Origin of the sequence: Streptomyces coacervatus, assembly GCF_029223485.1 — a bacterium.
Lineage (GTDB): Bacteria > Actinomycetota > Actinomycetes > Streptomycetales > Streptomycetaceae > Streptomyces > Streptomyces coacervatus.
Map to the genome: position 1 here is coordinate 822,955 of NZ_JARHTP010000001.1, position 26,657 is coordinate 849,611.

At 69.4% G+C, this 26,657-nt stretch carries 21 protein-coding genes and 1 pseudogene; 17 read left to right on the forward strand and 5 right to left on the reverse strand.

From position 1 onward, the window contains the following. The first annotated feature begins 126 nt into the window (after nucleotides 1–126). From P2Q00_RS03635 to P2Q00_RS03705, 15 genes are all read left to right on the forward strand, one after another. Nucleotides 127–1,554 carry a purine-cytosine permease family protein gene (locus P2Q00_RS03635; RefSeq protein ID WP_275769338.1) on the forward strand — a complete coding sequence of 476 codons (1,428 nt, stop codon included), beginning with the start codon at nucleotides 127–129 and terminating at the stop codon, nucleotides 1,552–1,554. A 152-nt stretch (nucleotides 1,555–1,706) separates the two neighbouring features. Beyond that, on the forward strand, nucleotides 1,707–3,020 hold the full coding sequence (gene glnT / locus P2Q00_RS03640) for a type III glutamate--ammonia ligase (protein WP_275769340.1): 1,314 nt from the start codon (nucleotides 1,707–1,709) through the stop codon (nucleotides 3,018–3,020). Between the two features lie 33 nt (nucleotides 3,021–3,053). Further along, nucleotides 3,054–3,920 (forward strand): class II glutamine amidotransferase, encoded by an 867-nt coding sequence (locus P2Q00_RS03645; protein WP_275769343.1) that lies wholly within the window; start codon nucleotides 3,054–3,056, stop codon nucleotides 3,918–3,920. Next, on the forward strand, nucleotides 3,908–4,582 hold the full coding sequence (locus P2Q00_RS03650; protein WP_275769346.1) for a GltB/FmdC/FwdC-like GXGXG domain-containing protein: 675 nt from the start codon (nucleotides 3,908–3,910) through the stop codon (nucleotides 4,580–4,582). The genes P2Q00_RS03645 and P2Q00_RS03650 overlap by 13 nt, the downstream gene beginning before the upstream one ends. A gap of 108 nt (nucleotides 4,583–4,690) precedes the next feature. After that, the gene (locus tag P2Q00_RS03655) at nucleotides 4,691–6,010 is read left to right on the forward strand and encodes an FMN-binding glutamate synthase family protein (protein ID WP_275769349.1); all 1,320 of its coding nucleotides are present in this window, start codon (nucleotides 4,691–4,693) and stop codon (nucleotides 6,008–6,010) included. Continuing rightward, nucleotides 6,007–7,098, forward strand: a complete 1,092-nt coding sequence (gene solA / locus P2Q00_RS03660) for an N-methyl-L-tryptophan oxidase (protein ID WP_275769351.1) — start codon at nucleotides 6,007–6,009, stop codon at nucleotides 7,096–7,098. Before P2Q00_RS03655 ends, solA begins: the two co-directional genes overlap by 4 nt. Before the next feature lie 9 nt (nucleotides 7,099–7,107). Beyond that, the gene (locus P2Q00_RS03665; protein ID WP_275769354.1) at nucleotides 7,108–7,722 is read left to right on the forward strand and encodes a helix-turn-helix domain-containing protein; all 615 of its coding nucleotides are present in this window, start codon (nucleotides 7,108–7,110) and stop codon (nucleotides 7,720–7,722) included. 195 nt (nucleotides 7,723–7,917) lie between these two features. Then, the gene (locus P2Q00_RS03670) at nucleotides 7,918–8,658 is read left to right on the forward strand and encodes a class I SAM-dependent methyltransferase (protein ID WP_275769356.1); all 741 of its coding nucleotides are present in this window, start codon (nucleotides 7,918–7,920) and stop codon (nucleotides 8,656–8,658) included. Between the two features lie 167 nt (nucleotides 8,659–8,825). After that, the gene (locus P2Q00_RS03675) at nucleotides 8,826–10,124 is read left to right on the forward strand and encodes an ammonium transporter (protein WP_275769359.1); all 1,299 of its coding nucleotides are present in this window, start codon (nucleotides 8,826–8,828) and stop codon (nucleotides 10,122–10,124) included. Between the two features lie 90 nt (nucleotides 10,125–10,214). Next, nucleotides 10,215–12,965 (forward strand): MGH1-like glycoside hydrolase domain-containing protein, encoded by a 2,751-nt coding sequence (locus tag P2Q00_RS03680; RefSeq protein WP_275769361.1) that lies wholly within the window; start codon nucleotides 10,215–10,217, stop codon nucleotides 12,963–12,965. After that, nucleotides 12,962–14,410, forward strand: coding sequence for an alpha-amylase family protein (locus tag P2Q00_RS03685; protein WP_275769362.1), 1,449 nt, complete (start codon nucleotides 12,962–12,964; stop codon nucleotides 14,408–14,410). The genes P2Q00_RS03680 and P2Q00_RS03685 overlap by 4 nt, the downstream gene beginning before the upstream one ends. A 57-nt stretch (nucleotides 14,411–14,467) precedes the next feature. After that, nucleotides 14,468–15,133: an NUDIX domain-containing protein gene (locus tag P2Q00_RS03690; RefSeq protein ID WP_275769364.1), complete on the forward strand. Its 666-nt coding sequence runs from the start codon at nucleotides 14,468–14,470 to the stop codon at nucleotides 15,131–15,133. A 71-nt stretch (nucleotides 15,134–15,204) separates the two neighbouring features. Beyond that, the gene (locus P2Q00_RS03695; protein ID WP_275769367.1) at nucleotides 15,205–16,188 is read left to right on the forward strand and encodes an aldo/keto reductase; all 984 of its coding nucleotides are present in this window, start codon (nucleotides 15,205–15,207) and stop codon (nucleotides 16,186–16,188) included. A 416-nt stretch (nucleotides 16,189–16,604) separates the two neighbouring features. Then, nucleotides 16,605–17,681 (forward strand): polyprenyl synthetase family protein, encoded by a 1,077-nt coding sequence (locus P2Q00_RS03700; protein ID WP_275769369.1) that lies wholly within the window; start codon nucleotides 16,605–16,607, stop codon nucleotides 17,679–17,681. Between the two features lie 90 nt (nucleotides 17,682–17,771). Beyond that, on the forward strand, nucleotides 17,772–18,842 hold the full coding sequence (locus tag P2Q00_RS03705) for a polyprenyl synthetase family protein (RefSeq protein WP_275769371.1): 1,071 nt from the start codon (nucleotides 17,772–17,774) through the stop codon (nucleotides 18,840–18,842). On the opposite strand, the gene P2Q00_RS03710 is transcribed toward P2Q00_RS03705, so the two are convergent. From P2Q00_RS03710 to P2Q00_RS03725, 4 genes are all read right to left on the reverse strand, one after another. Then, on the reverse strand, nucleotides 18,793–20,175 hold the full coding sequence (locus tag P2Q00_RS03710) for a wax ester/triacylglycerol synthase domain-containing protein (protein ID WP_275769374.1): 1,383 nt from the start codon (nucleotides 20,173–20,175) through the stop codon (nucleotides 18,793–18,795). The two genes, P2Q00_RS03705 and P2Q00_RS03710, sit on opposite strands and share 50 nt — an antisense overlap. 5 nt (nucleotides 20,176–20,180) lie before the next feature. Further along, the gene (locus P2Q00_RS03715) at nucleotides 20,181–20,762 is read right to left on the reverse strand and encodes a phosphatase PAP2 family protein (protein WP_275769377.1); all 582 of its coding nucleotides are present in this window, start codon (nucleotides 20,760–20,762) and stop codon (nucleotides 20,181–20,183) included. A 173-nt stretch (nucleotides 20,763–20,935) separates the two neighbouring features. Then, nucleotides 20,936–21,715 (reverse strand): ABC transporter permease, encoded by a 780-nt coding sequence (locus P2Q00_RS03720; RefSeq protein WP_275769380.1) that lies wholly within the window; start codon nucleotides 21,713–21,715, stop codon nucleotides 20,936–20,938. A 29-nt stretch (nucleotides 21,716–21,744) separates the two neighbouring features. Continuing rightward, the gene (locus P2Q00_RS03725; RefSeq protein WP_275769382.1) at nucleotides 21,745–22,401 is read right to left on the reverse strand and encodes an ABC transporter ATP-binding protein; all 657 of its coding nucleotides are present in this window, start codon (nucleotides 22,399–22,401) and stop codon (nucleotides 21,745–21,747) included. A gap of 413 nt (nucleotides 22,402–22,814) precedes the next feature. Here P2Q00_RS03725 and P2Q00_RS03730 point away from each other — a divergent pair. Both P2Q00_RS03730 and P2Q00_RS03735 read left to right on the forward strand, forming a co-directional pair. Further along, nucleotides 22,815–23,159 (forward strand): annotated as a pseudogene (locus P2Q00_RS03730) (NF041680 family putative transposase); the annotation flags it as partial. Between the two features lie 356 nt (nucleotides 23,160–23,515). Then, entirely contained in the window at nucleotides 23,516–24,067 is a 552-nt protein-coding gene (locus tag P2Q00_RS03735; RefSeq protein WP_275769385.1) for a hypothetical protein, read from the forward strand. 228 nt (nucleotides 24,068–24,295) lie between these two features. On the opposite strand, the gene P2Q00_RS03740 is transcribed toward P2Q00_RS03735, so the two are convergent. Continuing rightward, a complete protein-coding gene (locus tag P2Q00_RS03740) occupies nucleotides 24,296–26,620 on the reverse strand; it encodes a YncE family protein (RefSeq protein ID WP_275769388.1) in 2,325 nt (774 codons plus the stop codon). Nucleotides 26,621–26,657: the final 37 nt, after the last annotated feature.

Sequence of the window (26,657 nt, forward strand, 5' to 3'; positions counted from 1 at the left end):
AGGTGTTGACAGCGCCTTACCCCCTCCCTACGGTCCTCTGCCATACAAGAGCTGATTGAGGACCCGCCTTCGGCATCTCGCACACGGCGCCGTTGCCGTGGTGACCCTCTCCCTCAGGAGCACGCCATGACAGAAGGAACACCGGCACCGGTCTACGGCAGCGCGGTCACCAAGGTCGAGCCGTTCGGTGTCGACCACATCCCCGACAACGAGCGGCACGGCAGGCCGAGTTCGCAGTTCTTCGTGTGGTTCGCGGCCGGCCTCAACTTCCCGATCATCCTGCTCGGCTTCAGTGCGGCCTGGTTCGGGCTGAGCTTCTCCGCCGCCGTCACCGCCATCGTCATCGGCGCGGCGCTCGGCTCGCTGCTGATGGCCGTGATGTCCCGGATGGGTGTGCGGCTGGGGGTCCCGCAGCAGATCCAGGCCCGCGGCCCGCTCGGCTTCTTCGGCAACTTCCTGCCCGTGGCATACATCAACGTCTTCGCCGGCGTCGGCTGGGCGGCGGTCACCGTCATCCTGGGCGGCAAGGCGTTCGCGGAGCTGACCCATCTGCCGTTCTGGCTGTGCGCAGGGGTGCTCACGGCGGCCGAGCTGGTGGTGTCGATCTACGGCTACAACATGATCAACTACCTCCAGAAGGTGCTGACCTACGTCCTCACCCCGCTGTTCCTCCTCATCACCGTGGTCGCGGTGGTGCGCGGCGGCAGCCTCTTCCACGCCGACCCGAAGGCCTCCGGCTACATCGGCTCCACCGGCGGCTGGGTCACCTTCGGCGGCTGGTTCCTGTCCTTCCTGGTGGCGTGGGCGCCGTTCGCCTCGGACTACTCCCGCTATCTGCCGGACACCCCCGAGGTCGTCACCCGCACCGCCTGGTACACCGGCCTCGGCAACTTCGTCACCATCTGCTGGCTCGGCATCCTCGGCGTGGTCGTCGGCGGCAGCGCAAGCAGCTCCGACTCGATCACCGCCCTGCATGAACTGGCCGGCCCCTTCGCGATCCCCGCCCTGCTCGCCGTCGGCCTGTCCGCCCTCGCGCAGAACTTCCTCAACGTCTACGGCGGCGCCATCTCCGTCCAGACCCTGAAGATCCCGGTCAGCCGCTCCCAGGCGGTCACCGTCATCTGTCTGCTCGCCTATGCGATCAGCCTGTGGGGCGAGTCGGGCACGGAGGCCAAGTTCAAGGTCTTCCTCAACCTCACGGCCTACTTCATCGCCCCCTTCGCCGCCGTCCTGCTGCTCGACTTCTATCTCGGCGGCCGCTCCGACCCGTCCCGCATCGCCGAGCTCTACGACCGGCGCCGGGTACTGGACTGGGGCTTCGTCGCCTGGGCGGGCGGGGTGGCCGCCTCAGTGCCGTTCTGGCAGTCCAGCTTCTACACAGGGCCGTTCTCGAAGGCGTACCCGGGCGCGGGCGACCTGAGCATGTTCGTCGCGGCCGGTGCGGGTGCGGTGCTGTACCTGCTGACGTACCGGCTCAAGCCCCTGTGGGTGCGGGGCCCTTCCGGGGGTCCGGGCGAGCTGACGTCCAGTGAGCCGTCCGCCATCGCCTCCTGACAGCACGCCAGGGCCGGGTTCCGCCTCTTCGGGGCGGTACCCGGCCCTTCGGCTTACCGGGACCTTCCTTGGCGGAAATCCCCCCGTAACGCCAAGAGTGTCTACTCTTAGGCAACAGTGATTCATGGCAGTAGACACCCAAGGAGGGGTCCATGGTGACCGCCCCCGATCTCGCGGAGCGTGTCCGCGCCGACGGCATCGAGTTCGTGCTGGCCGTCTTCGTCGACCTGACCGGCAAGCCGTGCGCCAAGCTCGTCCCGGCTCAGGCCGTCGAGGAACTCTGTGACGAGGGCGTCGGGTTCGCCGGGTACGCGGCCGGTGCGCTCGGCCAGCAGCCCAGCGACCCGGACGTCATCGCCCGGCCGGACGTCTCGTCGTACACACCTGTCCCCTTCATCAAGCCCGGCCTCGCCCTCGTCCACTGCGACCCGTACGTGGAGGGCGAACCCTGGCCCTACGCCCCGCGTGTCATCCTCCGCAGGCTGCTGGAGCGGGCCGCGGCGCAGGGGCTGTCCCTGTCGGTGGGCGCCGAGGTCGAGTACTTCCTCGTCAACCGCGACGAGCACGGGGTGCTCAGCGTCGCCGACGCCCGGGACACCGCCGCTCAGCCCTGTTACGACGCCCGCGGGCTGACCCGTATGTACGACCACCTCACCGCGGTCTCCAGCGCCATGAACTCCCTCGGCTGGGGCAACTACGCCAACGACCACGAGGACGGAAACGGCCAGTTCGAGCAGAACTTCAAGCACGCCGACGCCCTCACCACCGCCGACCGGGTCATCACCCTGCGGTATCTGGTGTCCGTACTGGCCGAACAGCGGGGCATGACCGCCACGTTCATGCCGAAGCCGTTCACCGACCGCACCGGCACGGGCATGCACCTGCACATGTCGCTGTGGCGGGGCGAGGAGCCCACGTTCCCCGACGCCACGGACGAGCGCGGCCTCGGCCTCTCCGCGCTCGCCTACTCCTTCGTCGCCGGGATCGTCGAGCATGCGCGGGGGCTGCAGGCCGTCATCGCGCCGACGGTCAACTCCTACAAGCGCACGGGTGCGGTCTCCACCCGCTCCGGCGCGACCTGGTCACCGCGCCTGGCGGGCTACGGCGGCAACGACCGTACGCACTTCGTCCGTGTCCCCGACGGCAACCGCATCGAACTGCGCGGCGGAGACGGCGCCGCCAACCCCTACCTCGCCGCGGCCGCCGCCCTCGCCGCCGGCCTCGACGGCATCGAACGCGGCCTCGACCCGGGCGAGCCCGGCGCGGCCGGCAAGGGCCCGGAACTCCCGCCCACCCTGCTGCACGCCGTGGAGGCGCTGCAGGCCGACGACGTGATCAGCGGCGCCCTGGACGCGGCCGGTCCCGGTGTGAGCCGGTACTTCGCGGACCTCAAGCGCGAGGAGTTCTTCGACTGGCATGCCACGGTCGGGCCGTGGGAGCTGGACCGCTATCTGACCGCCTTCTGACCATCACCCGACCGCATTCCGAAGGGACTTGAGATGTGCGGAATCGTGGGGCTGCATCTGCGTGAGCCCTCACTGGAACCACGGCTCGGTGAGCTGCTGAGCGCGATGCTCGGCCAGGTTGTGGAGCGCGGCCCGGACTCGGCCGGTGTCGCGGTCTACGGCGACCCTCGACTGTCCCCGCCGGGCCGCGAGGTCGTGTCGCTGCTCGGGGTCACGCCCGCCGAAGCCGAGGCCGCGCTGCCGGGCGCGGTCGCAGTCGCGGCCGACGCGACGACGGTCGTGCACGCGGGCACCGGTCTTCTCACCGCGGTGGCCGATGCGCTGCCGCATGCCACCGTCATCGGCTCCGGCACCGACATGGCCGTACTCAAGGGCACCGGGAATCCGGTGGAGTTGGCGAAGTCCTTCGGGCTCGCGTCGGTCACCGGCTGGCAGGGCGTCGGCCACACCCGCATGGCCACCGAGTCAGCCGTCACCCCCGAGGGCGCCCACCCCTTCTCCGTCGGGCCCGGCCAGTGCCTCGTCCACAACGGCTCCTTCGCCAACCACGCCACCATCCGCCGTGAACTGCGCGCCCAGGGCGTGAAGTTCGACAGCGAGAACGACTCCGAGGTGGGCGCCCGTTTCGTCGCGCACCAGCTGGCGCAGGGCGCCGACCTGGAGAAGGCGCTGCGGCTGCTGTGCGAACGCTTCGACGGCTTCTACACGCTGCTGGTGTCCACCGGCGACTCCTTCGCGGTCGTCCGCGACGCCATCGCCTGCAAGCCGGCGCTGGTCGCGGAGACGGCGGACTGGGTGGCGATGGCCTCCGAGTACCGGGCGCTGGACGTCCTGCCGGGCATCGAGAACGCCCGCATCTTCGAACCCGAGCCGGAAGAGGTGTACGTATGGCGACGCTGATCGACCTGGCGCAGACGCCAGTACGGGATCTGAACCAGGCCCTGCATGCTCCGGAGGCCGGTTCCTGGAGGGTGCTGAATCCACGTGGTGCGCATGCCGTCGCGTGTGGCATACGGGAGGATCTCGCCGTCGACATCGAAGGCCATGTCGGCTACTACTGCGCCGGGATGAACCAGCGCGCCACGGTCACCGTGCATGGCAACGCGGGCACAGGAGTCGCCGAGAACATGATGTCCGGCACGGTGCGGGTGCGCGGCAATGCGTCCCAGTCGGCCGGGGCCACCGCCCACGGGGGTCTTCTGGTCATCGACGGGGATGCGTCTGCGCGGTGCGGGATTTCCATGAAGGGCGTGGACATTGTTGTCGGCGGCAATGTCGGTCACATGAGCGCGTTCATGGGGCAGGCCGGGCGGTTGGTGGTGTGTGGTGACGCGGGGGATGCGTTGGGGGACTCGTTGTACGAGGCCCGGATTTACGTGCGCGGCACGGTGAAGTCGCTTGGCGCGGACTGCGTGGAGAAGGAGATGCGGGCCGAACACCTCGCGGAGGTGGCCGAGTTGCTGAAGGCCGCTGAGCGAGACGAGGACCCTACGGGGTTTCGGCGGTACGGCTCGGCCCGGGAGTTGTACCACTTCAAGGTCGACAACACGACGGCTTATTAGCTCCGCTGGGGGCTGTATTTGGCTGCGGGCTGGATGTGGCTGGTCGCGCAGTTCCCCGCGCCCCTAAAAGCAGGGGGCGCCCCACACCCGCTTGTTAGGAGCTGAACCTTGGAACCCGCATCCCACGGTCTGCGTGAGTCTGCGACCTTCGATCGAGCCACCATTCATGCCATCCAGCGTGCTGCCGAGACCGGTATCTACGACATTCGAGGCTGGGGCGCCAAGCGCCAACTGCCGCACTTCGACGATCTGTTGCTGCTCGGTGCCTCCATGTCCCGTTATCCGCTGGAGGGTTACCGCGAGCGCTGTGACACCGACGTGGTCCTCGGTGCCCGGCACGCCAAGTATCCCTTGCACCTGAAGACACCCGTCACCATCGCCGGCATGAGTTTCGGCGCCCTCTCCGCCCAGGCCAAGGAGGCCCTCGGTCGTGGCGCCAGCGAGGTCGGTACGTCCACGACAACCGGTGACGGCGGTATGACGCCGGAGGAGCGCGGGCACTCCAAGCACCTCGTCTACCAGTACCTGCCGTCCCGGTACGGCATGAACCCCGACGATCTGCGGGCCGCCGACGCCATCGAGGTGGTTCTCGGCCAGGGCGCCAAGCCCGGCGGCGGAGGCATGCTGCTCGGGCAGAAGATCACCGAACGGGTTGCCGGAATGCGCACGCTGCCCATCGGCATCGACCAGCGCAGCGCCTGCCGCCACCCCGACTGGACCGGCCCCGACGACCTCGCCATCAAGATCCTGGAGCTGCGTGAGATCACGGACTGGGAGAAGCCGATCTATGTGAAGGTCGGTGCGACCCGGACCTACTACGACGTGAAGCTGGCCGTGCACGCGGGCGCGGACGTCGTGGTCGTCGACGGCATGCAGGGCGGCACCGCCGCCACCCAGGACGTCTTCATCGAGCACGTCGGCATCCCCACTCTGGCCGCCCTGCCCCAAGCCGTGCGGGCCCTGCAGGAGCTGGGTGTGCACCGTGAGGTCCAGCTGGTCGTCTCCGGCGGCATCCGGGGCGGCGCCGACATGGCCAAGGCCCTCGCGCTCGGCGCGGACGCCGTCGCCATCGGCACGGCCGCGCTGATCGCGCTCGGCGACAACCACCCCAAGTACGACGCCCAGTACCGCGAACTCGGCTCCGCGGCAGGCTACTTCGACGACTACCAGGACGGCCGCGACCCGGCCGGCATCTCCACCCAGGACGAGGAGCTCGCCGCCCGCCTCGACCCGGTGGAGGCCGGCCGCCGCCTCGCGAACTACCTGCGCGTGATGACCATGGAGGCCCAGACCCTCGCCCGCGCCTGCGGCAAGGCCCACCTCCTGCACCTCGAACCGGAGGACCTGGTTGCCCTTACCATCGAATCCGCCGCCATGGCCCGCGTCCCCCTCGCGGGTACCAACTGGATCCCCGGGGAGGGTCTGTGATCGCCGTCGTAGGTGCCGGGCTGATGGGCGCGGCCACCGCCTGGCAACTGGCCCGGCGCGGCCACGACGTCACGCTCATCGAGGCGTACGACATCGGCCACGGGCACGGCAGCTCGCACGGCAGCTCACGGATCATCCGGCGGGCGTACGCCGACCCCTTCTACGTAGGACTGACCGGGCAGGCGTACGAGCAGTGGCGGGAACTGCAGGACGATGCCTCAACTCCCTTGCTGCGTAAGACCGGTGGCCTCGACATGGGCGAGGGTCGGGACACGAAGGCGATCGCCGATCTCCTCGCCGCGGCCGGTGTGCCCCACGAACTCCTCGGCCCGGAAGAGGCCTCGGAGCGCTGGCCGTACATCCGCATCACGGGCCCGGTGCTGTACCACCCGGACGCGGGCGTCGTCGACGCCGACCAGACCGTCTCGGCCTGCGTACGGCGGGCGATCGAGCACGGCGCGGAGGCGATCATCGGCTCGCGCGTCACGGGCATCGACGTCCAGGGCACCCCCGAGAAGGTGCTGCTGCGCACCGACGACCGCCGCGAGATCCTCGCCGACACGGTGGTGATCGCAGCCGGCGCCTGGCTGCCCGAGCTCGAACTGCCCTTCGCCCTACCGCAGTTGGAGGTGACCCAGCAGCAGGTCTTCCACTTCCGGCAGCGGGACCCCTCCGTCCAGTGGCCGACCCTGATCTGGGACGGCGACCTGCACCTGTACGGCCTGCCGTCGGGAAGCGACGGAGGCCCGCTGCCCGCGGTCAAGGTCGCCGAGCACGACCGCGGCACCCCCACCACCGCCCGCACCCGCACCGGGGTGGTCGACCCGTCGTCGCGCACCCGCGTGAGCGGCTTCGTGCGCGACCGCCTCCCGGGCCTCGAACCCGACTCGGTGGCCGAGGCGACCTGCCTCTACACCACCACCCCCGACGAGGATTTCGTCGTCGACCGGCACGGCCCGTTCGTCATCGCCTCGCCGTGCTCCGGCCACGGCGCGAAATTCGCCCCGCTCATCGGCGCGATGGCCGCCGACCTCGCCAGCGGCAGCGCCGAGCCCCACTCGCGCTTCCGCCTGGGGCGCTCGGCATAGGATGCGCCGGTGAGCGAGCACCCCGAACCCGCAGCGGAAGCCGACGACAAGGCCCTGGAGCGCATCATCGCGGTCCGGGCCCGTGAGTACCGGCAGACTGCCGGGCTCTCGGTCGGTGAGATGGCACAGCGGGTCGGCATCTCCAAAGCCATGCTGTCGAAGATCGAGAACGCCCAGACCGCGTGCAGCCTCACCACCCTCTCCCGGCTCGCACGCGGTCTCGACGTCCCCGTGACCGCCCTGTTCCGCGGCATGGACGACGAACGCGAGGCGGTCTTCGTGCCCGCCGGGCACGGCGCCCGCATCGTCCGGAGGGGCACCAAGGTCGGCCACGAGTACGCCCAGCTCGGCTCGCTCCGGGGCGCCCACAAGCGGATGGACGCCCTGCTGGTCACCCTGACCGAGGAGAGCGAGGTGTTCCCGCTCTTCCAGCACGCCGGCACCGAGCTCCTCTACATGCTCGAAGGCGTCATGGTCTACGGCCACGGCAAGTCCAGCTACACCCTGCGCCCCGGCGACGCCCTCCAGTTCGACGGCGAGGCCCCGCACGGCCCCGAGCGGCTGGTCGAACTGCCCATCCGCTTCCTGACGGTGACGGCGTTCGGGGACAGCCCCCACCACTAGGGTCTGTCCGGCGGATCAGGCCGGCTACAAGGTACAGCGCGTCCTGGCCGCCCGCGACGCCGGGCTGATCCGCCGGACAGGCCCTTAGGGCCCGTCCGGCGGATCGTAGGCCGAGCCGGGGCCGGACCGAGGCGAGGGCCGGCCAGTGCCCTAATCGTGTTGACCGCCCCCGGCAGGCAGTGCTGGAGTCGGCACGTGGACAGCATCCCCGCCAACCGGCGGCTCTGGAACCGGATCAGCAGCGCCTACCAGCACGAGCACGACCCGCAAATCGGCGCCGCACCCCGGCTGTGGGGCATGTACTCCATCCCTGACGCGCACCTGCACGCCCTGGGCGACGTCACCGGCAAGCGCGTCCTCGAACTCGGCTGCGGTGCCGGCCAGTGGTCCAGGGCGCTCGCCGCTGAGGGCGCCACCGTGGTCGGGCTCGACCTGTCCGAAGCCCAGCTCGCCGCGGCAGCTCGCGCGATGGGAGCGGCCCGCTACCCGCTGGTGCAAGGCGCCGCCGAACACCTCCCGTTCGCCGCCGACAGCTTCGACCTGGTGTTCTGTGACTACGGCGGGCTCAGCTGGGCGCCCCCGCACCTGGCCGTCCCGCAGGCCGCACGCATCCTGCGCCGCGGTGGGCGCCTGGTGTTCAACGTCGCCAGCCCATGGTTCGAAGCCTGCTACGACGAAGCCGCCAGCCGCGTGACCACGACGCTGCAGCAGGACTACTTCGGGCTGAACACCATCGCCGAAGACCAGGGCGCGACCAGCTATCAACTCACCTACGGCGACTGGGTCAAGGTCCTGCGCGGCGCAGGTCTCGTCATCGACGACCTCATCGAGCCGCGGCCCGAACTCGGAACAGCCAACGGCTACAACGAAACCGACCCGCCCGACTGGGCACACCGCTGGCCGGCGGAACTGCTCTGGGTAACCCACAAACCGTAAGTTCCGCCGCGCCGAGACGTGAAGGCATCCCCTCGCCGGACAGGCGCCAGGGCCCCCACCACTGAAACCCGGCTTTAATCAGCCATGGAGCTGTCCCGTAACGCACCTTCGGTCTACTGCCGTGAAACACCGTTTCCCTCGGCTGGACCTCTCTGCGGAGTGTGCGCATGGACACCGGAAGTACCGCTTGGATGCTCGCGAGCACGGCACTCGTCTGTCTGATGGTGCCGGGCCTCGCCCTCTTCTACGGCGGCATGGTCGCCGCCAAGAGCGTCCTCAACATGATCATGATGACCTTCGGCTCCGTCGCCCTCGTCGGCTGCATCTGGGTCGTCTACGGCTTCTCGGCCTCGTTCGGGGACTCGATCGGCGGGGCCGGAATCCTCGGTGACATCACCGAGTACTTCGGTATGAGCGGCGTCATGAAGGACGACCCGAAGGCCGTCATCCCGCTCTCCGTGTTCGCTGCCTTCCAGGCCCTCTTCGCGGCGCTGACCGCCGCCCTGATCTGCGGTGCGATCTCCGACCGCATCAAGTTCGGCGCCTGGATGACCTTCACCGGCATCTGGGTGACGCTGGTCTATCTGCCGGTCGCGCACTGGGTGTTCGCCTTCGACGGCAAGGGCGTGGTCGGCGGCTGGATCGTCAACAAGCTCGGCGCGATCGACTTCGCGGGCGGCACAGCCGTCCACATCAACTCCGGCGCGGCGGCCCTCGCCGTGATCCTCGTCCTCGGCAAGCGCATCGGCTGGAAGAAGGACGGCGGCGCCGAACGGCCCCACAACCTGCCCCTGGTGATGCTGGGCGCGGGCCTGCTCTGGTTCGGCTGGTTCGGCTTCAACGGCGGCTCCGCGCTCACCTCGTCCAACGCCGCCTCGGTGGTCGTGCTGAACACCTTCACCGCGACCTGCTCCGCCATGCTCGGCTGGCTGGTCGTGGAGAAGCTGCGCGACGGCCATGCGACGAGCCTGGGCGCCGCGTCGGGCGCGATCGCCGGCCTCGTCGCCATCACCCCCTCCTGTGGCGCCGTCTCCCCGCTCGGCGCGCTGCTGCTGGGCGCGATCGGCGGCGCGGTGTGCGCGCTGGCCGTCGGCCTCAAGTACCGGCTCGGCTACGACGACTCCCTCGACGTCGTCGGCATCCACCTGGTCGGCGGCATCACCGGCACCCTGCTCGTGGGCGTGCTGGCCACCTCCGGGGCCCCCAACGGCGTGGACGGTCTGCTCTACGGCGGCGGTCTCGGCCTCCTCGGCAAGCAGGCCGTGGGCGCCTTCGCCGTCCTGGCGTACTCCTTCGGCGTCACCTGGCTGATCGCCAAGGCCCTCGACAGGACCATGGGCCTGCGGGTGCGCCCCGAGGTCGAGGAGGGCGGCGTCGACGTCCACCTGCACGCGGAGAGCGCCTACGACCTCGCGCATCCGCCGGTCGCGGAGCCGGAACCGGCGGCCGCCGTCACCGCCGGATAGGGAAGTCCCCCCTCCGCCGCCCACCCATTGCGGGCCCGCCCGGGACGCCCGAGTCTGGGAACAATGCCGGGCTGGGCCAAGGAGGCGGCGATGGCGGCGGACAGCGGCACGGTGGGCGCCGAGCGGCAGCGGCTGACGGAGGCCGACGCGTCCCGGGCGGCCTGGCGCCGCTGGGGTCCCTACCTCAGCGAGCGCCAGTGGGGGACCGTCCGGGAGGACTACAGCCCCGGCGGCGACGCCTGGTCGTACTTCACCCATGACCAGGCACGCTCCCGCGCCTATCGCTGGGGCGAGGACGGTATCGCCGGCATCAGCGACGACAAGCAGCGGCTGTGCTTCGCGCTCGCCCTGTGGAACGGCCGCGACCCGATCCTCAAGGAGCGGATGTTCGGCCTGACCAACACCGAGGGCAACCACGGCGAGGACGTCAAGGAGTACTACTTCCACCTCGACAGCACGCCCACCCACTCGTACATGAAGTACCTCTACAAGTACCCGCAGGGCGAGTTCCCCTACGCCGACCTCGTCGACACCAACAAGGCCCGCGGCCGCCGCGATTTCGAGTACGAGCTGCTCGACACCGGCATCTTCGACGAGGACCGCTACTTCGACGTGTTCGTCGAGTACGCCAAGGCGGGACCGGAAGACCTGCTCGTCGAGATCACCGCGCACAACCGCGGCCCCGACGAGGCCGTCCTCCACCTGCTGCCGACGCTCTGGTTCCGGCACACCTGGTCCTGGGCGGGCGGCACCGCCGTCCCCAGCCTGCACCGCACCGGGAGCGCCCTCCGCGCCGACCACGAGGAGCTCGGCCCGCGATGGCTGTACTTCGACACCGACGCCCCCGCACTTTTCACCGAGAACGAGACGAACAACGAGCGCATCTTCGGCAGCCCGAACAGCACGCCCTACGTCAAGGACGGCATCCACCGCTGCGTCGTCCACGGCGAGACCACGGCCGTCAACCCCGCGCAGACCGGCACCAAGGCCGCCGTCCACCACACCCTGACCATCCCCGCCGGCGAGAGCGCGACCGTGCGGCTCCGGCTGTCCGACACCGAACTCGCAGAACCGTGGGGCGAGTTCGCGGCCGTCATGGACGCACGCCGGACCGAGGCGGACGCCTTCTACGAGGACGTCGTCCCGGACGGCATGGGCGAGGACGAGCGCCGACTGGTGCGCCAGGCGCTCGCCGGGATGCTGTGGAGCAAGCAGTACTACTACCTCGACGTCGAGCGCTGGCTGGCCGAGCACGGCGTCGATCCGCTCTCCGCCGACCCGAGCGTCCGCAACAGCGCCTGGTACCACATGGTCAACGACGAGGTCATGTCGATGCCGGACACCTGGGAGTACCCGTGGTTCGCGGCCTGGGACCTCGCCTTCCACACCCTCGCCCTGTCCATGGTCGACATCGGCTTCGCCAAGGGCCAGCTGGAACTGCTCCTGCGCCGCCTCTATCTGCACCCCAACGGCCAGATCCCGGCCTATGAATGGAACTTCGGCGACGTCAACCCGCCCGTCCACGCCTGGGCGGTCCTCTTCGTCTACGAACTGGAGAAGCACCGCACGGGCCGTGCCGACCGAGCCTTCCTGGAGAACGCCTTCCAGAAGCTGATGAAGAACTTCACCTGGTGGCTCAACCGCAAGGACGTCGACGGCAACAACGTCTTCCAGGGCGGCTTCCTCGGCCTCGACAACATCGGCGTCTTCGACCGCAGCGCCCCCCTGCCCACCGGCGGCCACCTCGACCAGGCCGACGGCACCGCATGGATGGCGCTGTACTGCCAGAACCTCCTCGACATCGCCATCGAACTCGCCGTCGACAACCCGGTCTACGTCGAGCAGGCACAGATGCTCTTCGAGCACTTCGCCTGGATCGCGGTCGCCCTGAACCGCATCGGCAAGGACAACGCCAGCCTGTGGGACGAGGAGGACGGCTTCTTCTACGACGTGCTGCGGCTGCCCGACGGCAGTGCCACCCGGCTGCGGGTGCGCTCGCTGGTCGGCCTGATACCCCTTGCGGCGACCAGCGTGATCGGCGGCCGGGCCGACCGGACCTTCCCCGAACTGGTCGAGGGAGCAAAGGAGTTCATCAGGCGGCACCCGGCCGTCGAGGCCGTCGTCCAGCAGCACGACCTGGGCACGGCCGACGAGAACGGCCGCTACCTCTTCGCCCTGTTCGGCGAGGACCGGCTGCGCCGCATCCTGGCCCGGATGCTCGACGAGAACGAATTCCTCGGCCCGCACGGCATCCGTTCCCTCTCCCGCTACCACGCCGAGCACCCGTACCACTTCGACGTCAACGGGCAGACGTACGGCGTCGGCTATCTGCCCGCGGAGTCCGACTCCGGCATGTTCGGCGGCAACTCCAACTGGCGCGGCCCGGTGTGGTTCCCGATGAACCTCCTCCTGATCCGCGCCCTGCTGAACCTGCACGCCTACCACGGCCCCGACTTCACCGTGGAGTGCCCGACCGGCTCCGGACGCCGGCTGAACCTCTACGAGGTCGCCCGCGAGATCTCCGACCGGCTCACCGCCACCTTCCTGACCGGCGAGGACGGCCACCGCCCGGTCCACGGCGCACAGCCCAAGTTCGCCAAGGACCCCCACTGGAAGGACCTGATCCTCTTCTACGAGTACTTCCACGGCGACAACGGCGCGGGCCTCGGCGCCTCCCACCAGACCGGCTGGACCGGACTGGTGGCCGCCACCGCGACCCTGTTCCACGCCATCAGCGCCGACGACTGGCACCGCGGCGGCCGCGAGTCCCTGCGGTCCGTGGACGAACAGCCGGTGGACGAACGGTTCGAGGGCGCGGGTGGAGAGGAGCCCCTGTCATGACCGTCATCTACGAGATCAACACCCTTGTCTGGCTGGGCGAGTTGAGCGGCCGGTACGGACGCCGCGTCACCCTGGGCGACGTACCCGGCGAGGTCTGGGACGAGGTCGCCCGGCCCGGCATCGACACGGTCTGGCTGATGGGCGTCTGGGAGCGCAGCCCGGCCGGCCTCGCGATCGCCCTGCGCGATACGGCCCTGCTCGCGTCGTTCCGTCAGGCGCTGCCCGACCTGACCGAGGCGGACATCGCCGGATCCGCGTACTGCGTACGCAACTACGTGGTCGACGCGGGCCTCGGCGGACCCGATGGCCTGGCCGAGGCCCGCGCCCAACTGGCCACCCGGGGCGTGCGGTTGATCCTCGACTATGTGCCCAACCACGTGGCCCCCGACCACCCCTGGCTCACCGACCACCCCGACCGCCTGATCAAGGGCACGGTGGACGACCTGACCCGCGCGCCCCAGGCCTTCCTGGAAATCGGCGGACACATCTACGCCAACGGCCGCGATCCCTACTTCGCTCCCTGGCAGGACGTCGTCCAACTCGACGCCTTCAGCGACGACTTGCGCACCGCGGCCGTCGACACCCTCGTCTCCATCGGCGACCAGGCGGACGGCGTGCGCTGCGACATGGCGATGCTGCTGATGAACGACGTCTTCGCCAAGACCTGGGGAGACCGGGCCGGACCCGCGCCCGCCGAGGACTTCTGGCCATACGTCGTCCCGCGGGTCCGGGCCCGCCACCCCGACCTGCTCTTCGTCGCCGAGGCGTACTGGGACCTCGAATGGGCCCTGCAGCAACAGGGCTTCGACCACTGCTACGACAAACGGCTCTACGACCGCCTCCTCCACGAGACCGCCGAGTCGACCCGCAGCCACCTCCAGGCCGACCTCGCCTACCAGCGCGGCCTGGTCCGCTTCCTGGAGAACCACGACGAACCCCGCGCCGCCGCCACCCTCCCGCCCGACCGACACCGTGCCGTAGCCGTCACCATCGCCACCCTGCCCGGCGCGACGCTCTGGCACGAGGGCCAGTTCGAGGGCCGCAAGGTACGCCCACCGGTCTTCCTCTCCCGCCGCCCGCAGGAGCCGCTCGACGAGCAACTCCGCGCCTTCTACGGCCAGTTGCTCCCCGCCGCGGCCGCCGTACGCGAGGGCGACTGGCACCTGCTCGCCACCACCGGCTGGCCCGACAACGACACTCGCCGGGGCCTGCTGGCCTGGAGCTGGACCGCCCCCGACACCCGCCACCTCGTGATCGTCAACCTCTCCGACACCCCCGCCCAGGGACAAGTGCCCCTGCCCTGGCCCGACCTCACCGGCCGCCCCTGCCACCTCACCGATCTCCTCACGAACCAGACGTACGACCGCGACGGCGACGCCCTGCTCACCCCGGGCCTCTTCGTCGACCTGCCGGCCTGGCATGCCCACGTACTGCGCCTGACCTGACCGACGGCCGTGGTAAACAGCGACCATGACCTACTCACGCACGGCCGGAGGTCTCCGATGACAGCCGGCATCGACACCCCGGACCGCCGCGGCCGCACCGGCCTGGACCGCACCGGCCTCGACCTGACCGGCAACCCGCGCGTGAAGGTGCGGGAGGTGAAACTGCTCTCCAGCCACTGGTACGTCGAGCGCGCCACCACCTTCGACATCCAGCACACCGACGGAAGCTGGAGCACCGAGCAGCGCGAGACCCATGACCGCGGCAACGGCGCGACCATGCTGCTCTACGACGCCGAACGCGAAACGGTCCTGCTCACCCGCCAGTTCCGCTTCCCGGTCTACGTCAACGGCCACCCCGACGGCATGCTCATCGAGACCCCCGGCGGACTCCTCGACGACGATGACGAACACCCCGAACTCGCCGTCCGCCGCGAGGTCGTGGAGGAGACCGGCCACACCATCGGCGAGATCCAGCACGTCTTCGACGTCTATATGAGCCCCGGCTCGGTCACCGAACGCGTCAGCTTCTACGCCGCCGCCTACGGCCCCTCCACCCGCACCCACGAAGGCGGCGGCCTCGACGAGGAGGGCGAGGACATCGAGATCGTCGAACTGCCCTTCCGCCGCGCCCTGGAGATGATCCGCACCGGCGAGATCAACGACGCCAAGACGATCATGCTGCTGCAGTGGGCCGCGCTGGAAGGTCCCTTCGCGAAGGCTTGACTTGAAGTGCGCTTCAAGCAGAAGACTCCCGTACGTGCCCGAGAACCCGGGCCCGTACGGGAGGAACACCCATGAAGTACCGCACCATCGGAACCGCCCCGGACACCCGCCGCGAGGTGAGCGTCATCGCGCTCGGCGCGATGCTCTTCGGCTCCCGCACCGACGAGAGGACGTCCTTCGCGCTCCTCGACCGGTATGTCGAGGCCGGCGGCACCTTCATCGACACGTCCGACAACTATGCCTTCTGGGAGGACGGCGGCCAGGGCGGCCAGAGCGAGGAACTCCTCGGCCGCTGGCGGCGCAGCCGCGGCATCGGCAACGAGATCGTCATCGCGACGAAGCTCGGCGCCCGCCCCCTCGCTCCCGGCACCGGCTTCATCGACAACCCCGAGGGCCTCTCCGCCAAGGTCATCCGCGAGTCGGCCGAGCGCAGCCGCGAACGCCTCGGCGTCGACAAGCTCGACCTGCTCTACGCCCACATCGACGACCCCACCGTCCCCCAGCGCGAAACCGTCGAGGCCTTCGCGGAACTCGTCGCCGAGGGCATGGTCGGCCTGCTCGGCGTCAGCAACCAGGCCGTCTGGCGGGTCGAGCGGGCCCGAGCCATCGCAGCGGCAGCCGGCCTGCCGGGCTACGAGGTCCTGCAGTACGAGCACAGCTATCTGTGCCCCCGCGTCGACGTCCCCAGCGGCCTCTTCCCCGACGGCACCCTGGGCGCCGTGGGCCCGGAGATGCTGAGCTACCTGCGCGCCGAACCCGCCTTGACCCTGGTCTCGTACTCACCCCTCCTCAAGGGCGCCTACGTCCGCCCGGACCGCCTCCCGGCCGACTACGACCACCCCGGCACCCCGCCCCGCCTCACAGCCCTGCGCGAGGTGGCCCGCGAGACCGGTGCAACCGTCAACCAGGTCGTCCTGGCCTGGCAACTGGGCGGCGCCCTACCGATCGTCCCGCTGGCCGGAGCCTCGTCGACGGCCCAACTGGAGGAGAACCTGGCCGCGGTGGACGTGGAACTGACGGCGGACCAGCGGGGTCGGCTGGACGGCGCACACTGACTGGGTGTTCAGCCCTGTTCGTTCCCGCATCTCCTGTCTCTTCCCAACTCGGCACATCCTCCTGACCTTTGACCGCTGGCCGGTCCTCACGACGAGGTAATCGCGCGACTGCTGCACGGATGCACGCAGCGGTCTGCACGTACTGCGCGGGAACTGCCGGCGGCTCAGATCGCTACCTGCGGGCAGGTGTGCCGCCCGGGTGGGCCCGCGACGGCCGGGTGATCGAAGTCGGCGGTGGCGCCGCGCGTGTTCTTGAGCGGTCCGGGTCGTTGGACGGATCATGCAGACCAAATGGGTGACGCGGTCGGCCAACAGCCCAGGTTGTCGCCAGCGCCCTGACGCAGGGCGCAGCCCCTACGATCACCTTCCTCCGTCCCGGTGTGGGTTGACACTGCCCGGTTGGGAGTGGTGAATCGGTGACTTCGGGTGTGGTTGACGCGCAAGCGATCGATCTGCGCGCAGTGCAGCGCCGGGTCGATGCAGCACTTGAGGACTTCCTGGCCGAAAAGACCCGCTCGGCGGCGGGCCGGGGGCATCCGCCAGAGGTGGTGCAGACCGTGCGGGACTTCTTGGCAGCCGGCGGGAAGCGGATCCGCGCGTTGCTGTGTGTGGTGGGTTGGCATGCAGCAGGCGGAGACGGGGATGCGACGTCGGTGTTGCGTGTCGCGGCGTCTTTGGAGCTGTTCGTGGCCTTTGCTCTCATCCACGACGACATCATGGACGACTCGGCCAGCCGCCGGGGCCGCCCCGCGGTCCACCGCGTGATGCGTGCCCGGCTGGGGGAGGACGAGCGGGCTGAGCGGCTGGGTGCGGGCGGCGCGCTGCTGGTGGGGAACCTCGCATTGATGTGGGCACAGGAGTTACTGCATACCGCTCGGTTGGAGCCGGGGCGGCAGCGGCTGGTGCATGGACTGTTTGACGCGATGCTGGAAGAGGTGATGTACGGCCAGTACCTGGACGTGATGGGTACCGGCCGTGGCGCCGACGACGTCGAGGCAGCCTTGCGGATCATCCACTACAAGACCGCGACCGCGACCATCGAGCGGCCTCTTCAGCTGGGGGCTGCCGTCGCCGGGGCCGGTGAGGCCACGATGGATGTCTTCACGCGGCTGGGCCTGCCGCTGGGGGAGGCGTTCCAATTGAGGGACGACCTGCTGGACGTGTTCGGCAGCCCGGACGGCGCGTGCGCGCCGGGCCTGAGCGATCTGCGGGAAGGCAAGCGGACCGTTCTGCTGGCGCTGGGTCTGCAGCGCGCCGACGAGGTCCAGCGGGAGCGGCTCGGCCACCTCGTGGGCCGGGCCGACCTGGGGGAGCGCGAGGCGACCGAGGCGCGGACGATCCTGCAGGACACCGGCGCGCGGGAGCACACCGAGCGGATGATCGCTTCCCGCTACGATCAAGTGCTGCAGGTCCTGGACGGGGCCGGCTTCCCGCAGGCCGCGGACCGCGCTCTGCGCGGCCTGGCGGTCACCGCCACCCAGTACACCTCCTGACCCTGCCGAGGCCGCGTGCCCCGGGGCACCAGCCCTCACCGTCACGTGTCCACAGCTGTGTCACCCAACCCCGAGCAGGGAGAACTCTTCATGACCGAGCAGGTCCTCGATCGTGTCGCCGGGTACGAGCGCCGGTTCAACACGCTCTTCGAGGCTTACTTCGACACGTTGAGCACCGGGGTCGATGCGCCGTCGTTCAGCCGTTTCACCCCGGAGTGCCTGCAGTTGCTGCGGGAATTGTCCTTGCGGGGCGGCAAGCGGATGCGGGTCGTTCTGCTGCATGAGGCAGCCCGTCTGGTTACTGCCGAGCCGGTCGCAGGACTGGACGCCGCGGCGCTGAGTATCGAGCTGCTGCAGACCCACGGTCTGGTGCACGACGATCTCATCGACGACAGCCCCACCCGCCGCGGCGGCCCTTCCACCTACTACGCCTACCGTGAACGGTTCCCCGGCCACCCGCAGGCGGCCCTCGGTCTCACCGTGCTCGCGGGCGACCTCGCACTCGCTCTGTCCCTGCAGGTACTGCTCGATGCGACGCTGCCTGTCGCGGTGCGGCAGGCCATGGTCGAGGTGCAGACACGGGCGGCAGCCGACACGTTCGTGGGCCAGATCATCGACCTGGAACGCGACTTCACCGCCACCGTCGGCGAGGAGACCTTGCACTGCGTGGCCGACTACAAGTCCGCCCGCTACTCGATCCTCGCACCCATGCGGCTCGGACTCCTGGCCGCAGGTGAGCAACCAGACCTCTTCATGCAGGAACTGCGCGACTACGCGCGGCTGGTGGGGATCTGCGGGCAGATGCGCGATGACTACCTGGACCTGTTCGGGGACGCGGCCACCATGGGCAAGCCGACCGGCACCGACATCCGCGACGGCAAGCACAGCTACACCGTCAGCGCCCTGCTGTCTGCCGTCTCGGACACCGAGCGTGTGGTGGTGCAGGCCGCACTCGGTGACCCGTCCTGCACAGCGGAAACCGTCGCCGCCGTCCGGGAGATCGGCGAGAACCGTGGTGTGACGGCCAGGATGCAGACGGATATGCGGCGCTATGCCGAGCAGGCTTCCGCGGTGGCCGCCGACTGGCGGTCAAGGTGGCGTGAGGAGGCGGTCACCTTCTTCGAGCACCTGCCGCTGTGGAGCGTCGAGCGAGCCAAGTGACCAGGGCACGCGCCCCAGACGTGGCGCGTCCGGCCAGTACGCGTCCCACGGGCGCGGGATCGGAACCCAGGGTTGGCGGGGCTGTGGCCGCCAGGTCCGCGTGGGCCCGGCGCCAGTGTGCGGGAAGGCTGTCGGCGTCGGGGAGGGCCTGGTCGATACGGAAGCATGCGCTGGTCGTGTCCCCGTAACTGACCGCCACAACGGCCATGGGGACGCCGGGCGGGCAGCAGATGATGGGGTCGATTCGGTGCACTGCCGCCTCGCCGTAGTGCAGACGCTGACGCACCACGACATACGAGGCGCAGACGGTGAGTCGGCCCGGGACGGTGCTCGCGGCCACCAGTCGCTGGAACAGCCGCCAGGGAAGTCGGGTGAGAGCCGCTCGAAGCACCGTCTTGTGTCCGGCGGACTTCAGGGCAGGGGTGACGGCCTTCGTGCGCGCAAGCCGCCGACCCACAGGCATGGTGCCGCCGGGCAGGTCGATCCTGGTCAGGAACAGCCGGTTGCCGGGCGCCCCTACTTCGTCGGGCGTGCGCAGGTTGACGGGAACCATCACGGGGACCGGCACGTCGACTGCGCGGGGCCAAGCCTCTTCGGCCCATTGGGTGATCGCGTGCACGACGGCGGTGAGATAGACGTCGTTGGTGCTGGCTCCGCTGACGCGCGCCGCGGTGCGCAGGCCGGCGGAGGGCACCTGGGCCCACAGCGTGTGACGGCGGCTGGACAGCGGATGCGAGGCGGATTGCCACAGATGGTGCCGCCGCGCGTGGCGCATCAGGGTCACGGTGCTCCGCAGGGCTTGGTGAAGGCGGGGCCGAGGGGTTGGGGAGAAGTCCCGGGTGAGCACCGAAAACTCTCCCGGCAGCAGCCGCGGCCCGAACAGCGCCTCCAGGACCGTGACTACGTTGGCGCCGTCCTGGACGGCATGGTGGGTGAGATACAGCAGAGCAAAGCCGTCGGGCACGTGACCGTGCAGGAGGATCATGCGCCAGGCCGGGGCCCCCTCGGTCCAAGGCTCTCGCAGGAGGAGCCGCACCGTTGCCTCAAGAGCCTCCGGCTCACCGGCCACCCGCTCATCGCGAACATGCCGGGCCATGTCCGGGACGGCAGGCATCCACCGTGCCGTCGGCCCGTCGCCGGTCAGGACATGCCGCAAACAGGGAAGGCCGGCAAGGCGCAAGGCCACGTGCTCGCGCAGAGCGGCCAGAGCGGGCACGGCGCCCGTCAGGTGCAGCACCGCCCCGACCGTCGCGTTGGCGTCCGGATGGTCCGCGAGCCGTTCAGCCGTGACCATGACCAGATCGGCAGGGCTGGGATCCAGGAACCGGCTCATACCCATCACCTCAGAATGTCGAAGACTGGTGCACTGACTGCCGCGCCGATCAGCACCCCGACGATCACCTGGCCAACGGTGTGACAACGCAGCCGGATACGGGACCCGCCGATCAGCACCACCAAGGGAGTCAGCACGAGCATCCAGGGGCCGAAGACCGACGTGAGGATGGCGAGGGCGCCGGAAGCGACAGCGGAGTGAACCGACACCTTCCAGAAGAAGGTGATCACCAGCAACGCGAGCAGGACGGACAGCATCGCCGTCACCAGGGCCGCCACCTCGGCGGGAGCTTGGAGCCCGTACAGCAGCATGGTGCCGGTGATGACCGAGGCCATCACCCCGGGGGCGGCCGCGATACGGTCCTGCCGCCGCCGCACATGACGGTCGCCCCAGTACTTGCGGCGTTCACCGAATCCCAGGATCAGCGTGGGCAGCACCGCCGTGAACACCGCCGCGAGCAGCCCCCACTCGATGCCTGCCCAGCCACCGTCGTGCCAGCCCAGCAACGGGGCCAGGACCAGCATCCAGTTCCGCGGCTCGCCGCCGTCACTGAGCAGCCACGCCCAGCGCGCCTTACCACGCGACACCCCGTCCCCCACCGCCGGGCCGGCAGAGCGGGCCGACGCGGCTGATGCGACGGGTGAAGCAGCCGAAGTCGCGGTGTTCTGTTCCGGCACCTCTGAAAGCCCCCGCCCCTTACATGATCGTGCTGCCGCCGTGCGTGGCGTCCATCATCGAAACGACGCTCTCTCAAAGCCGGTCACGGCACCGGCGCGGCCTGCTCGACACCCGCCAGATTTCCCTGGGTCGTGCGCGGGCGGTGGGTGCGGGTCCGCACGGCGAAGGCGGCCATGCCGAGCGCCGTCATGCCCACCGCCCAGCCCATACCCAGCAGCAGGCAGCTGGTCGGCACCACCTGCAGACCGCCGGCGGTCACCGAGGTCTGCACCGCTGCGCAGGCTGGCAGGAAGCGCACCACGGGACTGTCTGCGTTGGGGTTGACCAGGGGATTTTGCAGCACCAGATCGATGGAGCTGATCATGATGGCGAGGAACATGCCGGCCAGCTCGCTGCGCAGCACAGCCGCCAGCACGATCCCGATACCGCCATAAATCAGAGCACCGGTGAACATTCCCGCGGCAAGCAGCCAGGGTTGCTCGGGGCGCCAGAACAGACGCATCCACGCGGTGGCGTAGGCGGCGACCAGGACCGAGACCAGAACGAGCGCGGTGCATTTCGCGAGCGCGAGGCACGAGCGGGGATAGCCGGCCCGCACCAGTCGCTGGTCGAACAGTGCGGAGCGGGCTGTGGCGACGAACATCATGAACGCGATGACCAGCGACAGGGCCTGCAGTGCGCCGTTGATCTGGACCACGATGTTGCCGTCCATGACCACCGTGCGCCCGACCGACCGGATCCGGAACCGCAAGGGGGTACGGGCTACCACCGTGAACGCCAACGTGGCCCACAGCGGGACGAACAGGACCACGATGAGCAGCGCCAGCCTGTTACGGGCCTGCTCGATCAGCGCGAACCGCAAGGCCGTACGGAAGCAGGACCACCACCGCGTCATACCGGCACCGCCTCCGATCCGGTCTGCTCCGTCTCCTGCAGCACTCCTGCCTGAAGGCGGTAGAGAGTGTCCAGACGCGAGGCGTCGTAGGCGAGGTGCGAGACCACGAGCACCGCGCAGCCCCGGTCCCGCAAGGCCGCCGCCAGGTCCCAGAACCGCAGGTAGGTCTCCCAGTCGAAGCCCTGATACGGCTCATCCAGGAGCAGCACCTGGGGATCGTGCATCAAAGCCAGGACCAGGTTGAGCTTCTGGCGCGTGCCACCGCTGAGCGCTGCCACCCGCTCGTTCCGGTAGCTGCTGAAATGCAACTGCTCCAGCAGCTCGAAAGCTCTGTCCAGGCCGGCCATGCCGTAAGCGGCCTGAAAGAATCTCAGATGCTGGTCAACGGAGAAGGCTTGGTGGAGCACCGCGTCCTGCGGGCAACTGCCCAGCACTCCCACCCGCTCCACCACGCCCCTGTCCGCGGCGAGATCCCCGACGAGAATGCGCAGCAGGGTGCTCTTGCCCGCCCCGTTCTCGCCGACAATGCCCACCAACTGGCCCGCACGGAGATCCAGCGACACCCCCCGCAGGACAGGACGCCGCCGGTAGCTCTTGCATACATCCCGGATCCGCAACACCGGCTCGCCGGCCGACACCACTGCATCCCCCATGCGGAACACTCCTCACACGGCCGGCCTCCCGAATGCACCACCTGCTGGAGCGCAGCCACGATGCCTGTAGCCGAACGACAACCCCACGCGAGCACCAACGACACGAAGCGACAGTGGTGACGGGCACACCCGCCGGCTACGCCAGTAACACATCCAGCAGGCGTCCTCCGACGATGCCCAGCGCATTCTGCGCCGGGTCCGCCCCAGCCACGTGCCGCTGCATGTCACCGAGGTGCAGCTGGTCGATGTCATCGCGGACAGCACCGCCAAGACGATCACTTGGGAGCGGCTCGCGGCCATTCCGCTCGGCGACCAGTAAGCGAGCGGGCCCGGGCCATCCTCGGTGGCCCGGCCCGATTCGCGTGGGTCACCGAGGCGGCAGATTGCCCTCCCGGATCATCCGGCGCAGGAGGGAGTTCCGCTTCGCCAAGCCGGAGACCTGGGGCGATCCGGAGGCGGCGACAATGCAGGTCACCGACCGGTACGGCACCGCCCGCGCGATGGCCTGGGACGGCATCCACCCGCGGCTGACCACCCGATCCGCGTGGATCGACCACGCCGGCGAACTCCCGGTCATCGAGGGCACGTTGATCCGCCTCCAGGTCGACCGTCTGCTGCGGCCGGTCGTCGCCCGGGCGAGGCAGGCGTTCCTGCGGCGCTTCGACCTGGAGCACACCTTCCGGCTGATGAAGCAGACCCTGGGGTGGACCCGGCCGAAGATCCGCACCCCCGAGGCCGGAGACCGCTGGACGTGGCTATGGAACACCGGCAGACCTTGCGTCCCACCGCCGGTTTCCCGAAACCCTCGTCGAGGGGGAAGAACCGGGATTGAGAGCAATACGACCTGCCCATTCGTGTCGCGCAGCAACGCTCAACGTTCGGATTGCCGTGCCCGAGACCACCGGCGAACGCTTGCGTCAGGCCGATGATCTGCACTTCACCCGCGGGATGGTCTGGAGCGAAGCTGCGAATCTCCGGGGAAACCGTGGCACATTTCACCCCCGGAGTGCTCGCCCGGCTCTTCACCCTGGACCTCGCCGACCAGATCGATGCCGGTCACGACCTGATCGCTGGAGCGCCGGCGTAGCTTGCCGTTCAGAACTGGCGCAGGAAGGTGGAAGGACTACTGGTCGGCCTGACGCGGGAGGTGGGTGCAGGTTTCCGCGAGTTGATCAAAGGCGCCGACCACTGCAACCATCCCGCCATCGCCGATGCCGCCGCGCTGCGCCGGGCCTATATGGCGCTGGGTCTGGCCTATCTGGAAGGGGTGGAACAACGCGTGTCCGACTGTGCGGAGGCGTCTGGGCAGATCGGACCACAGCCCCCGGTTTCGTTCACCTTCAACAACAGCACCGTCAACGGCGGTCAGTTCGCCGCCCAGCTCGCGAACATCGACTCGACGATCGCGGGTGTGGTTCAGAACGGCAGTTCAGACATTGGCGAGGCGCTCAAGGCGCTGACGCAGGCGGTGTTGAGCCAGGAGGATCTGGGCGACACGGAGCGGAGCGATCTGCTCGACAACGTCGGAGAGCTCGCGCAAGCCGCGCAGTCGCCCCCAGAGGAACGCCGCCGTGGAGTCATCCGGCCATGGATGCCTGGGGCGGGGTCTTGCACAGGCTCCTGTCCTGAATATCGACCGAAATCGAGGACCTACGGGCCAGCATGACCACCATTGGCCTGTGGTCGGCCACCGCAGCCGACTCGGAGTTCTGCTTGGGTGTAGCTCTTCCGCAGTGGCTTCATCGCTCAGGCGGTGAGTTGGTAGTTGTGCTGGTCAGTCCCTGGCTGCGCCCACTTCAAGGTGGGCGCAGCCGCGACGCAGCACCTCCGAAGTCGGCCTCAATAGCGGCTCCCGTCCCGAGGAGATGTGGAAGGAAAACCACCGACTTCGACCTCACGGCCTGCCGGGACGGACGGTGAAGTAGGTCCACCCACTCTGCGCACCGCCGGTCTGCGCGCCCTTGGCCGGCGGTGTGTAGAGACCGCGGACGCGGTAACGATCGTTGCTCGTAAAGAGCTTCAGAGCGCGGCCGTAGCCGTACCAGCCGTCGGAGTACAGGGGCACGCACTTCTGAGAGGTGACCTGGTGCCAGGCCCCCGAGGAGTAGTGCTCGACGTACACCGACGTGCAGCCTCCGGTCTGACGGGGAGTGACCTGGAGGTTGAAGCCCATGGTGACTTCGGACTTGTAGAAGACCTGGTAGGTAATGGATCCGATGCCGGTGGTCTTCACCGGATACTGCATCTGTGTCCGGACCGTCGGTGTGAGGGTCGCACTGGTGGTCACCGTGCGCGGTGCGTAGCGGTAGTCACCCGCGAAGGCCGCACTGAAGACGGTGTTGCGGGTGATCTTGTACGACGCGACCAGGTTGCCGTGCGTGTCGACCTTGCCGCTCTTGAGTGCCGTCCGCGACTTGCCCGTGGGCTGGGCGTACAGCGTCACGAGCCGGGAGTTGTGCGTGGTCCCCAGGTGCGCGGTGACCTTGGCCGTCGCGCCGGAGTGGTACGACTTCGCGTCGGTCGTCACGCTCAGGCCCGGAGTGGCTCGGGCCACCTGAACCGTCGCCGACTGACTGGCCGGGAGGTAGGACGTACCGCCGTCGTAGGTGAAGGAGTAGGTGTTCGCGCCGCCGATCTGCGGGGTGTCGTGGAGGGCGAAGGTGCCGTCGGCGGCGACGGGCACGGTGCCCACCGAGTACCCCGAGGGGTGTGCCAGATCGGTCTTGACGACGTGCACCGCACCGGTCTTCACATGCGCATGCGGCCAGACGAGCCGCCCGGTGACGGTCAGCGGCGCGGCCCGGCCCCCGGTGTCGGGGGCGGTCAGCACCAGGGTGGGCGCGTACTTCGCGACGGGGACGTCGAAGGTCTGGATGGCCGGGCCGTAGTGGCCGCCGCCCGAGTAGTCGACGCGGAAGCTCAGGGCGCCGGTGAGGGGAGCGGTGCCGGAGACCTGGTAGGAGCCGAAGAAATCGACCGGCGGGCGGGCCGGGGCGGCCGTCGGGTCCGGGACGAGCACACCATCCGGATCGGTGTCGTCGTAGCGCGTGATCCGTACGGTGCCCGGAATCATGGGTTCCCCGGCACCGAGGCTGAGCGGCGAATCGAAGTTCGCCCGGAACGCATAGGCCTCGCCGGGGGCGAGCGGGGCGGTGGTCGAGGTGCCGGAGAGCCTGACCCACGCGGTTTCGGGGTTACGGGCTGTCTGGAGCGTCGGTGTTCCGCCGGCGGCGTCCACGGTCACGGCGTAGAGCCGGCTGCCGTCCGGCGCCCAGGCGAGGCCGTGTGCGGCCAGGCGCATCGGAGACTCGATCTCGTACAGGTGGTAGTAGCCCTCGCCCGTTTCCGGAAACGCCTCGAATTCGTAGTTGCAGCCGCAGCCGGCGAGAGTGCCGTCCGGAGCCACGGCGACAGCCCTGGCGGCCACCGGCGTGGCGAACTGCCCGTCCACCGTCAGGTCCGAGACGCGATACCGGTTGCTGCTCGCGCGCAGCCACGACGAGACCGCCAGGTGCTGTCCGTCCGCCGTGACCGCGAAGTCGGTCAGGTCGGGCACCGGCAGCGACTTCGCCGCCTGCCGGGTCAGCGCACCGTCCTGGGCCGAGTATGTGACGACGGCCGAGGTGTCGCCCGTCTGCACGGCGGCCGCGAGGACGCCGGAGGGCGTCGGGGTCGTCGCCAGCGTCGGCGGCGCCGCCCAACTGCCCGCATCCTGCCCGAGGTTCACCGTGCCGGCCGCGTCGACGGAACCGATGCCGCCGGCGCCCGCCGTGCCGTACCCGAACCAGAGCGTCCCGTCGGCGACGGCCAGCGAGTCCGGGTGAGTGCCCGAGCTCGTGTCGTAACGCGCCGACTCGGTCAGGTTCGCCGTACTGATCGCCGCGATCGCGTCCTGGTCCGGGAGAGCCGCGTACAGCGCGGACCCGTCCGCGGAGAGGGCGAGACCGGTGGCACCCGGCTCACCACTGATCGTCGTCGGGTTGCCGCCGTCGAGATCGGTGACGACGATGCCATCGGTGCCGGCGCCACCGCTGATGTACAGGTGCCCGTGCGAGGCGTCCACGACCATGTGCGCGAAGTGCGCGATCGGCAGCGCCGTACCCGACGCCGCGTACGAGTCGACCGCGCCGGGACCGACGACGGTCGCGGCCGTCATCCCGACGAGCAGCGCCCCGGCGACCGACGTGGCGATCGACGGCGAGAATCGCGCCGATTTCATGAAAGGCCCCCCACCCACACAACCTTCACGATCAATG